We start from the raw sequence: 13035 nt of genomic DNA on the forward strand, positions 1-13035 counted from the left end.
GGAGTCAGGCGGGCATTACGGTGGGACATGAGGACCTCTTAGTCGTTGGCTGTGTGTGGTAACCACCAACCTAAGAGGTCCTCACCTATTCACGATGTAACCAACGTCCTGACTCAGTACACCTAGCTGGTTGTCGGGGGTGTCTGCTCTACTTGTTGGATGACTACATTGACTGAAACCTCAGTCGCTGGCAACGACGACCAGCGCAACGCCAACGACAAAATGATGATCGCCCTCGACGTCGACGGAACCCTCGTCGACCACGACGGCCACATGTCCGTTCCCGTCCGGGAAGCCGCGCAGGCCGTGGTGGCCGCGGGGCATGAGGTGATGATCGCGACCGGCCGCTCCCTCGGCGCCACGCTGCCCATCATCGAGCACATCGGCATCGAGAACGGCTACGCCGTCTGCTCCAACGGCGGCGTCACCCTCCGCGTCGACTCCGGCCTCGCCGACGGCTACGAGGTGCTGCACAGGGCCACCTTCGATCCCGGACCCGCGCTGCGGGCGCTCCGGAAGCGGCTGCCCTCCGCCAAATACGCCCTCGAGGACGCCGACGGCAACTTCCTCTCCACCGAGCGCTTCCAGGACGCCAGCTTCGGCGTCGAGGCGATCGGCGTGGACTTCCAGACCATGCTCGAGGCCACCGCCGTGCGCGTCGTGGTGTTCAGCTCGGAGAACACCCCGGAGGAATTCAACGCCGCGATCCGGCACGTCGGGCTCGCCGGTGTCACCTACTCGGTGGGCTGGACCGCCTGGCTGGACATCGCCGCGGCCGGCGTCACCAAGGCCAGCGCGCTGGAGCAGCTCCGCGGCCGGCTTAGCATCGGGGCGCACCGCACCGTGGCGGTCGGCGACGGACGGAACGACATCGAGATGCTGACCTGGGCCCGGCGCGGGGTGGCCATGGGCCAGGCTCCCGCCGAGGTCATTGCCGCCGCGGACGAGGTCACCCACTCGGTGTTCGAGGACGGCGCGGCCCACGTGCTGCGCAGTCTGCTCTAGCGCACCTCGAGGATCAGGGACAGCAACCGGGCGGCCGCAGGCCGTGCGGCGTGCTCCTCGTTCCACTGGGCGCGCGCCACGGCCTTGCTCACCGCCTGCGTGGTGATGCCGAGCTCCTCGGCCACGACCTTCTGCTGGCCGCGGACGCCGGGCGTCAGCAGGTCCAGGACCCGCCATTCCGCCGCGCTCCGGTCGTGCACAATCTGGCCCAGCAGGCGCAGCACCGCTTCCGCCTCCGCGGCCAGCTCGGCCAGGGGGCCCTCGACGGCCACCGGGATCCGTTCCTTGCCGTTGCGCAGCCGGTCCACGGCCCGCCGGGCGTAGACCAGCCCATGGCCGGAAGCGTCCTTGATCTGGTTGGGCAGCGGTTCGTTGACCGGCCCGACGCCGATCCCGACGTACCAGGCGCCGGTGCGCAGGGCGATCAGCGCCGCGTCCACAGCCTGTCGCGGGCAATCCACGATGCCCTGGACCTCATCCTCGACGGACCGGTCGAAATCGAGGCGCGCCGGAATGTGCCGCAGGTCCTTGAGGAGCTGCGGCACGCGGTCGCCGTCGTGACGGCTGTCGGTCTGATTGATCGTCAGGGTGAACATTCTGGATGCCACACTACCCGGTGGCCGTGCCGCCGCAAACGGACGACGTCGGCCGTCATCCGGCGTCTATCCGGCGGCCACGAGGGCGTCCAGGCCGCCCGTTGGCACGTGGATCCAGCCCTCGGTCCGGGCCGCCGCGGCGTGCGTTTCATCCGGCCCGACGGTTGCCCCCACCGCCACGGCCCGGGCCGTGAGGGCGGCGATCACGGCGTCGAACAGGTCATCGGACCCGGCCAGCCGTTCTTCGTTCCCGGCGAGGTCAAGCCACGGCGCGGCGTCGCGCAGCGCGGCCAGCAGCCCGCCCAGCCGCTCCGCCTCGGGGCCGCCCCGGCCCTTGTACCCGCGGGCCAGGAGCCCCCAGGTCTTCAGCGACCCCGCCGGGTACACCTCGGCCAGTCGGCCGCTGCCATCCCGCGGCTGGAGCCCGTGCTCCCGGGCGATCTTGGCCTGGATCACCGCGCAGCGCATCGCCGGGTGCGCCAGCCGGTCTGCGGAGACACTCAGCGGGATCAGGCCGGTCAGCCCGGTGGTGAAGCGGTCCGTTTCCCGGTATGCGAGCAGCCGGCGGCCCTCGATGCCGTCATAGTCCAGCACCGGGTATGGCTCGCCGGCCAGGTGCGCGGCGATGAAGGGCAGGAACGCGTCGGGCCAGCCCACCGGGCAGTCGATGCCTGTCATGGCGCAGCCGCCGAAGAGCCGGACGATGTCGGCGTCGTCAACGTCGAGGGCCAGGTGCACCAGCCGGGCGGTCCCGCCCTCCCACTCGAGGACGGCGGCCGCGGTCTTCTTCGTCGCCGCGGCCAGGTCCACCCCGAGGGTCCGCACGGCTCAGACCGCCCGGTAGCGGAGGGCGCCGGGGATCCCGCCGTCGTCGTCGAGCCCCTCGCCGGAGGCGAAGCGGGCCCAGAGCGCCCGCATCGCCTTGCCCGGGACGTTGACGTCCTCCCAGCTGACGCCCGCGAGCAGGCCTACCCCGGCCCAGGTCTGCTCGTCGCCGAAGAGCAGCGGCAGGTCCACGGTGTGGGCGGCCCCGTAGATGTTCCCCGGGGCGTGCCAGGAGAGCAGGTAGCGGTGCGCGCGGCCGCCCGCGCGGACATGGCGGCGGGCGAACTTCCGCGTCGCCCGGCCGTAGACGGCCTCCGTGACGGCCCAGTTGACGGCCTTGACGACGGCGTTCCCCAGCACCGGGACCCGGCCGATCCGGCCCACGACGCGGTTGCGCGGCAGGAACATCCGCGCCTCCTCCGTGGTGTGTCCGATCAGGACCTCGATCCCGGGGGCTGCGGCGTCCCAGGCCTCTTCAATGGCGGCCTCTGGCGGCAGCGGGTCGTGGCCGTACTGGGTGCCGAAGGGCATGGCTGAGGCGAGTCCGAACTTCCGGGCCGTACGCGCCACACTGGCCTCGGCGGCCACGACATCCAGTGCCGGGGTGTCTTCCGTGATGTGTTGGGCCGCGGCACCCATGGCGGCGCTCATCTTGTCGCGTCCGCGGGTGATGCCTAGCGGGGCGCTCTGGATGATGGCGCGGCGGAACAGCGACGGCGCCTCCGGCACGGCCATCAGGTGGGCGACGGCATCCCCGCCCGCGGACTGGCCGAAGGCGGTCACGTTCTCCGGGTCGCCCCCGAACGCTGCGATGTTGCGGCGGACCCAGCGGAAGGCCTCCAGCTGGTCCAGCAGCCCCAGGTTCGCCGGGCGGCCGTCGCCGGCGGCGAGGTAGCCGAAGAGGCCAAGCCGGTAGGTGACCGAGACGACGATGACCCGGTTCTCCGCGACCAGGGCCTTGGGGTCGAAGATTGCCAGGTCGCCCGAGCCGGAGGTGTAGGAGCCGCCGTGCAGCCACACCATCACCGGGACCCGCTCGTCCGGGCCCAGGCCCGCCGGGATGGTGATGGAGAGGCGCTGGCAGTCCTCGCTGCCGGGCAGTTCGCCGTACCGGGTGCCCAGGATGTCATCCAGGAACGGCACGGGAGCCTGCGGGCAGGCGGGGGAGAGGGTGGTCGCTGCGAAGGGCGCGGTCCATCCCGGCGCCGGTGCCGGCGGCTGGAACCGGGCGGCCGAGGCATAGGGGATGCCGGTGGCGCGCAGCACCTCGCCGTCGTGCCAGCCGGTCACGGGGCCGCAGGGCGGGTTAAACGCGGGCTCTGTGGTCATGAACCAACGATTTCACATCTTCCTGATTCACGGCTGGCAGTGTCCGCCGCTGATCAAGACTCCCTCGTTAAACGCCGAAGGCCACCCGGCGCCGCCGCCCCAGATGGGCGGTCGGCGCGGGTGGCCCCGGCAGGGAAGAATCGGTCGGTTGCCGACGCGGCCTTAGTGAGCGTGCGGAACGAAGCGCTTGATCGAGGCTTCCAGCTCGGCTTCGGCGGCGGCGCGGTCGCCCCAGCCCTCGGCCTTGACCCACTTGCCCGGCTCCAGGTCCTTGTAACGGGTGAAGAAGTGCTCGATTTCCTTGATCAGGAACTCGCTTACGTCGCTGATCTCGTTGATGTGGTCGAAGCGGGCGTCGGCCGGCACGCAGAGGACCTTGGCGTCCCCGCCGCCGTCGTCGGTCATGTTGAACACGCCGATCGGGCGGGCCTCGACGATCACGCCGGGGTGCAGGTCGAAGTCCTGCAGCAGGACCAGGGCGTCCAACGGGTCGCCGTCCTCGCCCAGGGTGTTCTCGAAGAAACCGTAGTGCGTGGGGTACTGCATGGAGGTGAACAGGACGCGGTCCAGGCGGACGCGGCCGGTCTCGTGGTCGACTTCGTACTTGACGCGCGATCCCTTGGGGATCTCGATGGTCACGTCATGCTTCATGGAATGCTCCTCGACGGATGTAAGGGGATGCGCGGCACGGGCTGGCGCCCCAAAAAGGCCACCCGGTACCGCCGACTATTATTGAGGATATAGCGACAGGCCCTGGTTTCAGGAACTAGTGGGGACATTTCGGAACTAAGGACCATCAGCACCATGACACGCACAACGGGCCCGCGCGGGCAGGATTCCCCGGCCGCCGGGTGGCGCCGGACCGTCCCGGCCGTTCTGCTGGGGCTGCTGGTCATCGCGCTCTTAATCCCCGCCGGTTTCGCCCTCGGCCCCGGATTCGCCGGCCCGTCCCGTCCCCCGGCAGTGCCCGCGGCGGGCCCGTGGCAGCTCCCGCCGTCGGCCCTCACCGCCGTCCCCGGCGCGGTTAAACCGCTCGACGACGCCGCCCCCGTCGCCAACGCGGCCACCCTCGCGGAGCGGCTCAACGCCACCCTGAAGACCGACGGCGGCGGCACCTTCACCGGCATGGTGCAGGACGCCGCTACCGGCGAGGTCCTCTTCGACCGGGCGGCCGACGAGGGCCGGGCGCCGGCATCGAACATCAAACTGCTCACCGCGGCCGCGGCCTTCCGAACCCTCGGCCCGGACCGCCGCTTCACCACCCGGGTGATCGCCGGCGCCACCCCCGGCACCGTGGTCCTCACCGGCGGCGGGGATGTGCTGCTGGGCGCCGGGGATTCCGCCCCGGACGCAGTGCTGAGCCACGCCGGCCTTGCGACCCTGGCCAAGTCCACCGTAACGGCCCTCCGGCAGGCAGGCGTGACCGGTCCCGTTACCGTGCAGCTGGACGATTCACTCTTCTCCGGCCCGTCGCTCAGCCCCGCCTGGAGCCCGGATGACGTGGCCGCCGGCGAGGTGGCACCGCTGTTCCCGCTGGCACTGAACGGGGCCCGGTTCGCGCCCGGCAGCACCGCAGGGGCCCGGCCTCAGGACGCGGCCATGACCGCCGCCGAGGCCTTCGCCGCCCGGCTCGGCGAGGCCGGCATCACCGTGGCACCCGGCGTCGTGCGCGCCAAGGCGCCCATGCAGGAAGCGGGCGCCAAGGGCCAGGGGAGCAAGGATCCGGCAGAGAAGGGCGCTGGCGTCGCGTCCGACGGTTCGTCAGATGGTTCGTCCGAAGCGGCGGATGCCGGCCCTCGCGCCGGGGCGGTGCTGGCCGAGGCCGAATCCGCGACCGTCGGCGAACAGGTGGACCTGCTGCTGCGCACCTCGGACAACTACCTCGCCGAGGTCATGGGCCGGATGGTCGCACTGGCCAGTGGGCAGCCGGGCAGCGGCGAAGGCGCCATCGCCGCCGTCTTGAAGCAGCTGCAGGAACTCAAGATCCCCACCGACACCCTGCACGCCGCGGACCTGGCCGGGCTCACCCTGGAGAACCGGGTCACCGCCCGGCAGCTCACGGAACTGGTTCGGGCCATGACCAACGGCCCCGACACCCGGCTCCGCTCCGCCCTGGCCGGCTTCCCGGTGGCCGGTCTGACCGGCACGCTCGGCAGCCGGTACACGGATGCCACCACCGCCGCCGGCGCGGGCCTGGTCCGCGCCAAGACCGGAACGCTGAACTCCGTGATCGCCCTCAGCGGCTACGTGGTGGACGCCGACGGCCGGCTCCTGGTCTTCTCCTTCATCGGCAACGGCCTGACCCCCGGGGCTACCGGGAACAAGGAAGCCCTGGACCGGACCGCCTCCACCCTCGCGGCCTGCGGCTGCCGCTGAGGAATTGCCCGAACCGTCGAAACGGGCCCGGTCCGGGACGGATTCCTGTGCGGTGGCCCGGGCCCTGTGATCTGATGGGGACTATGGAGACCCCCTCGCGCGCCGGATCAGCAGAGACGTCAGCCCAGGCCCAGGCCCTGGTGAATTGGGAGCTCGCGGCGTCCACTGCCGCGCGGCTCACCCCGGCCGGTCCCACGCTCGGGGCCAAGGAAATCGGAACCGCGGTGGAGAACCTCCGCCTGATGGCCGACCTCTCCGTCCCGCACGTCCACGACATCACCGGCCTCGAGGCCGCCCGGGACCTGCGCGACTCCTCCGTCCTGGTGGTGGACCGCGCCTCCTGGGCCAAGGCCAACACCCAGAGCTTCGCCGTCATGCTGCAGCCCGCCATCGAGAAGATGCTGGAGGGCCGCCGCGGCAGCATCAGCCCCGGCAGCGCGAGCGTCGGCGGCGCCATCACCGGCAGCCAGCTCGGCGCCATCCTGGCCTTCCTCTCCAGCAAGGTCCTCGGCCAGTACGACCCGTTCTCCGCCCTGGCCCCCGGCTCCACGGCCCCGGCCGCCGGCCGCCTGCTGCTGGTGGCGCCGAACATCATCTCGGTGGAGCGGGAACTGAACGTCGCTCCCGAGGACTTCCGGCTCTGGGTCTGCCTGCACGAGCAGACCCACCGGGTCCAGTTCGCCGCCGCGCCCTGGCTGCGGCACCACATGCTGGACCAGATCGAGGGCCTCAGCGGGCACCTGCTGGGCAACGTCGACTCGATCATGGAACGCGCCGCCGCGGCGGCCAGGTCGCTCAAGGACCGGTCCGCTCCCGGCGCAGCCCCCGGCCGCGGCGCCATCCTGGACCTGCTGCAGGACCCCGAGGAGAAGGCCGCGATCTCGCACCTGACCGCCGTGATGAGCCTGCTCGAGGGCCACGCCAACGTGGTCATGGATGCGGTGGATGCCAGCATCGTGCCGTCGGTGAAGACCATCAGGCAGCGCTTCAACGCCCGCGGCAAGGACCGCGGCGCGGTGGAGAAGTTCATCCGCAGCCTGCTCGGCCTGGACGCCAAGATGCGTCAGTACAGCGATGGCTCCAAGTTCGTCCGCGAGGTGGTGGACGCCGTCGGCATGGCCGGTTTCAACCGGGTCTGGGAGTCCGCGGACCACCTGCCCACCGAACCCGAAATCCACGACCCCAAGCTCTGGGTCGAACGGATGGGCCTCTAAGCGGCATGAGCCCCACGAACGAACCCGCCACCGCGGACGCCCACGCCGACACCACCCAGCCCGCCAGCGAAAGCGCCGTACGTCCCGCCGGCCGGCGCCGGCCCGGCCGCCTCTCGCCCGTGCTCGGCAAGGCGCGGAAGCTGCTCGAGACGGCCCTCGCCGACGCCGGCTACCCCGAACGCGTACTGGTCGCCTGCAGCGGCGGCCCGGATTCCCTGGCCCTCGCGGCCGCCGCGGCGTACTTCGCCCGCCGCGGCCACGTGCACGGCCACCCGATCAGTGTCGGCGCCGTCGTCGTCGACCATCAGCTGCAGCCCGGCTCCGCGGAAGTCGCCCGGGCCGCCGCGGCGGCGCTGCGGGAGCTGGGACTGGCTCCCGTGGAGATCCGGACCGTCACCGTCGCCGCCACCGGGATGGGGCCGGAGGCCGCCGCCCGGGAGGCCCGGCATGCCGCCCTGGACGCGGCCGCGGATGACGCCGGAGCGCAGGCCATCCTGCTCGGCCACACCCTGGACGACCAGGCCGAGCAGGTCCTGCTGGGCCTGGCCCGGGGCTCCGGCACCCGCTCCCTGGCCGGCATGCGGCCGGCCCGCGGGCGGCTGCTCCGGCCGTTCCTGGGCCTGCGGCGGGCCGAGACGCTGGAAATCTGTGCGGCCGAAGACCTGGACCCCTGGCACGATCCGAGCAACGCAGACCCGGCCTTCGCCCGTTCCCGCACCCGGGTAGAGGTCCTGCCGATGCTGGAGGAGAAACTCGGCCCCGGCGTCGCCGAATCCCTCGCCCGCACCGCGGCCATCCTGCAGGCCGACGCCGACTACCTCGACGCCGTGGCGAACGACACGTACCTCACGCTGAAGACCTACGACGGCGGCGACCTGGGCCTGCCCGAGGACGAGCTCCGCGCCCTGCCGGCCGCGCTCAGGTTCCGGGTGATCGCGAAGGCCGCGGCCGAGGTCGGCGGCCAGCAACCCAGCCACCAGCGCCTGCTCGCCGCGGAGGACCTGCTGCGCCGCCGGGGATCGGCCGGACCCGTTCAGCTGCCCGGGGGCGTCAGCGTCTACCGGCTCTCGCTCGCCCAGCTCCAGGCGGCCGGTCAGGCGGCCGGTCAGCCGTCCGACCAGGCGCCCGGCCACCCCGCGGAGGGCGGCCCGGCCGCCGGCGGCGTTCCCCGCGAGGCGGCCCGCTGTGGGAAGCTAGTATTCCGGCCTCACAAACGGCCCCAAGATTAGTCGCACCCGCATCTACACAGGAGCCATTGGTGGATTCAAACGACGTCCAGGCGGACCTTAAGCACGTTCTCTACTCCAAGGAACAGATCCAGTCCCGCATCACCGAACTCGCCGCAGAGATCGACCGGGACTACGAGGGCCGCGAGCTGCTGATCGTCGGCGTGCTCAAGGGCGCCGTGATGGTCATGGCCGACCTCGCCCGCGCGCTGCACAGCCACGTCTCCATGGACTGGATGGCCGTTTCCTCCTACGGCTCCGGCACCCAGTCCTCCGGTGTCGTCCGGATCCTCAAGGACCTGGACACGGACCTGATGGGCAAGGACGTCCTGATTGTCGAGGACATCATCGACTCCGGCCTGACCCTGTCCTGGCTCAAGACCAACCTGGAATCCCGCGGCACCGCGTCGGTGGAAATCTGCACCGCCTTCCGCAAGCCCACCGCGGCCAAGGTCCAGATCGACGTCAAGTACGTCGGCTACGACATCCCGAACGAATTCGTCGTCGGCTACGGCCTGGACTACGCAGAGAAGTACCGCAACCTGGACTTCGTGGGCACCCTCGCCCCGCACGTCTACGAGTAAGTCCGCCGCGCCGCCGCCGGCGCCCACGGGACCCGGCGGCCGGGCCGGACCCCGCCCTCCGCTACGCCCATAGGGAACTTTTGATCCCGACCGTGCGTGAGGTACAGCGACGGTGTATAGCTAGACTGACGCAGCACCACACGCGCGCCCATGGGACGCCGTGCAGCACTACCAGGAGGGACGGGGCCAGCCCCCGATCAGATGAAAGCTAAGAGTTTCTTCAAGGGCCCCGGCATCTGGATTGTCGTCGTCATCGGCATGCTCCTGCTGGCCTTTGCCACCCTCGCCCCGGGCGGGTCGAGCCGCATCGACACGGACAAGGGCCTGGCGCTCCTGACCGACGGCGGCAAGGTTGAACAGGCCAAGATTTTCGACGCCGAGAACCGAGTGGACCTGGTCCTGAAGGACAACCTGCAGATCGACGGCCAGGACAAGGGCAAGAACGTCCAGTTCTACTTCGTCAACGCCCGCGCGGCCGACGTCGTCAAGGCAGTCACCGACTCCAAGCCGCCGAGCGGCTTCACCGACCAGCCGGTCGAGAGCAACTGGTTCTCCGGCCTGTTCTCCCTGCTGGTTCCGGTCCTGCTGCTGGGTGTGCTCTTCTGGTTCCTGCTCTCCCGGATGCAGGGCGGCGGCTCCAAGGTCATGCAGTTCGGCAAGTCCAAGGCCAAGATGGTCAACAAGGACATGCCGCAGGTGACCTTCAGCGACGTCGCCGGCGCGGACGAGGCCGTCGAGGAACTCCAGGAAATCAAGGAATTCCTCCAGGAACCGGCCAAGTTCCAGGCCGTCGGAGCCAAGATCCCCAAGGGCGTGCTGCTCTACGGCCCTCCCGGCACCGGTAAGACGCTGCTGGCCCGCGCCGTCGCCGGCGAGGCCGGCGTCCCCTTCTTCTCCATCTCCGGCTCGGACTTCGTTGAAATGTTCGTCGGCGTCGGTGCCTCCCGCGTCCGCGACCTCTTCGAACAGGCCAAGTCCAACTCCCCGGCAATCATCTTCGTCGACGAGATCGACGCCGTCGGCCGTCACCGCGGCGCCGGCATCGGCGGCGGCAACGACGAACGCGAGCAGACCCTCAACCAGCTCCTCGTGGAGATGGACGGCTTCGACGTCAAGACCAACGTCATCCTGATTGCCGCCACCAACCGGCCCGACGTGCTGGACCCGGCGCTGCTGCGCCCCGGCCGCTTCGACCGGCAGATCTCCGTCGAGGCCCCGGACCTGATCGGCCGTGACCAGATCCTCAAGGTTCACGCCAAGGGCAAGCCGATGGCTCCCGGCGTCGACCTCAAGGCCGTGGCCAAGAAGACCCCCGGCTACACCGGCGCCGACCTGGCCAACGTGCTCAACGAGGCCGCGCTGCTCACCGCGCGCTCCAACGCGAACCTGATCGACGACCGCGCGCTGGACGAGGCAATCGACCGCGTCATGGCCGGCCCGCAGAAGCGCAGCCGCGTCATGAAGGAACACGAGCGCAAGGTCACCGCCTACCACGAAGGCGGCCATGCCCTCGTCGCCGCGGCCCTGCGGAACTCCGCCCCGGTCACCAAGATCACCATCCTGCCCCGCGGCCGGGCCCTCGGCTACACCATGGTGGTGCCGGAGAACGACAAGTACTCCGTGACCCGCAACGAGCTCCTGGACCAGATGGCCTACGCCATGGGCGGCCGCGTCGCCGAGGAACTGGTCTTCCACGACCCCTCCACCGGCGCCTCCAACGACATCGAGAAGGCCACCGGCATCGCCCGGAAGATGGTCACCGAATATGGCATGAGTGAGCGCGTCGGCGCGGTCCGCCTCGGCCAGGGCGGCGGCGAGCCGTTCCTGGGCCGCGACGCCGGGCACGAGCGCAACTACTCGGACCAGATCGCCTACGTCGTTGACGAGGAGGTCCGCCGCCTGATCGAAAACGCCCACGACGAGGCGTACGAGATCCTGACCGCCAACCGCGACGTCCTGGACCAGCTGGCCCTCGAGCTGCTCGAGCGCGAGACCCTGAACCAGAACGAGATCGCCCAGGTCTTCGCGGATATCCGCAAGCGCGACTTCCGCGAGATCTGGCTCTCCAAGGAGACCCGGCCCATCCACGACGTCGGCCCGGTGGAGTCCCGCCAGGAAAAGGCCGAACGGGAGGCGCAGGAGGAAGCCACCCAGGCCCGCCTGGAGGAACCGCTGGACACCCGCCCGCCGCACGCCCAGGGCGTCCCCGGCCAGGAGCCCTTCCAGGGCGGGACCACGGATCTGGGGCCTGACGGCCTTCCCGGCTAGGCTTTTGCTGTGACTTCCTACTTCGACGACGACGACGTTTCGGCCGCCGCCGCTCCCTTCCGCCCGGAGAATTCCGAGCCGGCAGGGGCCGACGGCGGCACCGCCACCCTGGTGGACCGGCCCCGGATCGAGGCGGCGGTGCGCGAAATCCTGCTCGCCATCGGCGAAGACCCGGACCGCAGCGGCCTGCTGGACACCCCGAAACGGGTGGCCAAGGCCTACGCGGAAATGTTCGCCGGCCTGCACCACGACCCGGCCGAAATCCTCGCCACCACCTTCGACCTGGACCACGAGGAACTGGTCCTGGTCAAGGACATCCCGTTCTACTCCACCTGTGAACACCACCTGGTGCCGTTCCACGGCGTCGCTCACGTCGGGTACATCCCCTCGCACGACGGCAAGGTCACCGGCCTGAGCAAGCTGGCCCGGCTGGTGGACCTGTTCGCCCGCCGCCCGCAAGTGCAGGAACGGCTCACCACCCAGATCGTCGAGGCGCTCACCACCCACCTCAAGCCCCGCGGCGCGATCGTCGTCGTCGAATGCGAGCATCTGTGCATGTCGATGCGCGGCATCCGCAAACCCGGTGCGAAGACCGTCACCAGCGCGGTCCGTGGGCAACTGCATGACCCGGCCACCCGCGCCGAAGCCATGAGCCTCATCCTCGGAAGGTAAGAAAGACACACTATGGACTCCCTCGCCGCAGCCCCCGGAACCGGGCCTGCCACCTCGCCGCTGCCCGTGCTGCGGAAGCCGAGGCCGGCCGCCGCCTTCAAGGACCTGCCCACGAACCGCACCCTGGTCATGGGAATCCTCAACGTCACCCCCGACTCCTTCAGCGACGGCGGCCGCCACGCCACCCCGGAACAGGCCATCTCCGCCGGGCTGCGGATGTACTACGCCGGCGCGGACATCATCGACGTCGGCGGCGAGTCCACCCGCCCCGGCGCCGCCGAGGTCACCCCGGACGAGGAACAGCGCCGCGTGCTGCCCGTGATCGAGGCGCTGGTGAAGGCCGGCGCTTTGGTCAGCATCGACACCACCCACGCCGCCACGGCCGAGGCGGCTCTGGCCGCTGGCGCCGCCATCATCAACGACGTCTCCGGCCTGACCATCGAACCGGAGATGGTGGAACTCGTGGCCCGCAGCAAGGTGCCCTACGTCCTCACCCACCGCCGCGGGGACGCCCGCACCATGGACTCCCTGACCGACTACCGGGACGTCGCCGCCGACGTGGCGGCCGAGCTGGCCGGCGTCCGCGACAAGCTGGTCGCCGCCGGCGCCGCGCCGGAGCAGATCATCGTGGACCCGGGACTGGGCTTCGCCAAGAACGAAGCCCAGAACTGGGAGCTCCTGCAGCACTTGGACGTGCTGCAGGCGATGGGCCACAAGGTGCTGGTGGCCGCATCCCGGAAGCGTTTTCTGGGCAGCCTCCTCACGGTCGCCGGCAAGGCCGCCGCCCCCGGGGACCGCGACGCCGCCACCGCCGCCATCACCGCGATCAGCGCCTTCCGCGGCGCCTGGGCCGTCCGGGTCCACGACGTCGGGCCGAACCTCGACGCGGTCAAGGCCGCCGCCCGGATGACCCCGTCCGGCAACAGCTAGGCCGGCGGAA

At 70.6% G+C, this 13035-nt stretch carries 12 protein-coding genes; 8 read left to right on the forward strand and 4 right to left on the reverse strand.

Annotated features, from left to right (window positions below; all coding sequences use genetic code 11):
* Nucleotides 1–159 precede the first annotated feature (159 nt).
* Complete coding sequence (locus tag ACFVY3_RS12780) at nt 160–1005, forward strand: HAD family hydrolase (RefSeq protein WP_400160000.1); 846 nt, start codon at nt 160–162, stop codon at nt 1003–1005.
* On the opposite strand, the gene ACFVY3_RS12785 is transcribed toward ACFVY3_RS12780, so the two are convergent.
* The 4 genes from ACFVY3_RS12785 to ACFVY3_RS12800 all read right to left on the reverse strand — a co-directional run bounded on the left by ACFVY3_RS12785 (nt 1002) and on the right by ACFVY3_RS12800 (nt 4406).
* The gene (locus ACFVY3_RS12785) at nt 1002–1601 is read right to left on the reverse strand and encodes a hypothetical protein (protein ID WP_400160001.1); all 600 of its coding nucleotides are present in this window, start codon (nt 1599–1601) and stop codon (nt 1002–1004) included. The two genes, ACFVY3_RS12780 and ACFVY3_RS12785, sit on opposite strands and share 4 nt — an antisense overlap.
* Nucleotides 1602–1667: 66 nt before the next feature.
* Nucleotides 1668–2426, reverse strand: coding sequence for a DUF429 domain-containing protein (locus ACFVY3_RS12790; protein ID WP_400160002.1), 759 nt, complete (start codon nt 2424–2426; stop codon nt 1668–1670).
* 3 nt (nt 2427–2429) lie between these two features.
* Nucleotides 2430–3755, reverse strand: coding sequence for a carboxylesterase family protein (locus ACFVY3_RS12795; protein ID WP_400160003.1), 1326 nt, complete (start codon nt 3753–3755; stop codon nt 2430–2432).
* 162 nt (nt 3756–3917) lie between these two features.
* Nucleotides 3918–4406 (reverse strand): inorganic diphosphatase, encoded by a 489-nt coding sequence (locus ACFVY3_RS12800; RefSeq protein ID WP_290257022.1) that lies wholly within the window; start codon nt 4404–4406, stop codon nt 3918–3920.
* 153 nt (nt 4407–4559) lie between these two features.
* Here ACFVY3_RS12800 and dacB point away from each other — a divergent pair, with 153 nt between their 5' ends.
* From dacB to folP, 7 genes are all read left to right on the forward strand, one after another.
* Complete coding sequence (gene dacB / locus ACFVY3_RS12805; protein ID WP_400160004.1) at nt 4560–6131, forward strand: D-alanyl-D-alanine carboxypeptidase/D-alanyl-D-alanine-endopeptidase; 1572 nt, start codon at nt 4560–4562, stop codon at nt 6129–6131.
* 74 nt (nt 6132–6205) lie between these two features.
* Nucleotides 6206–7345 (forward strand): zinc-dependent metalloprotease, encoded by a 1140-nt coding sequence (locus ACFVY3_RS12810; RefSeq protein ID WP_400160005.1) that lies wholly within the window; start codon nt 6206–6208, stop codon nt 7343–7345.
* Nucleotides 7346–7485: 140 nt separating this feature from the next.
* On the forward strand, nt 7486–8574 hold the full coding sequence (gene tilS, locus ACFVY3_RS12815; RefSeq protein WP_400160148.1) for a tRNA lysidine(34) synthetase TilS: 1089 nt from the start codon (nt 7486–7488) through the stop codon (nt 8572–8574).
* A gap of 29 nt (nt 8575–8603) precedes the next feature.
* Nucleotides 8604–9155 carry a hypoxanthine phosphoribosyltransferase gene (hpt, locus tag ACFVY3_RS12820; protein ID WP_290257019.1) on the forward strand — a complete coding sequence of 184 codons (552 nt, stop codon included), beginning with the start codon at nt 8604–8606 and terminating at the stop codon, nt 9153–9155.
* A 201-nt stretch (nt 9156–9356) separates the two neighbouring features.
* Nucleotides 9357–11423 (forward strand): ATP-dependent zinc metalloprotease FtsH, encoded by a 2067-nt coding sequence (gene ftsH, locus ACFVY3_RS12825; protein WP_400160006.1) that lies wholly within the window; start codon nt 9357–9359, stop codon nt 11421–11423.
* 9 nt (nt 11424–11432) lie between these two features.
* A complete protein-coding gene (gene folE, locus ACFVY3_RS12830; RefSeq protein ID WP_400160007.1) occupies nt 11433–12095 on the forward strand; it encodes a GTP cyclohydrolase I FolE in 663 nt (220 codons plus the stop codon).
* Nucleotides 12096–12107: 12 nt separating this feature from the next.
* Complete coding sequence (gene folP / locus ACFVY3_RS12835) at nt 12108–13025, forward strand: dihydropteroate synthase (protein WP_400160008.1); 918 nt, start codon at nt 12108–12110, stop codon at nt 13023–13025.
* Nucleotides 13026–13035: the final 10 nt, after the last annotated feature.

This window comes from Arthrobacter sp. BPSS-3, assembly GCF_044628475.1.
Classification (GTDB): domain Bacteria; phylum Actinomycetota; class Actinomycetes; order Actinomycetales; family Micrococcaceae; genus Arthrobacter.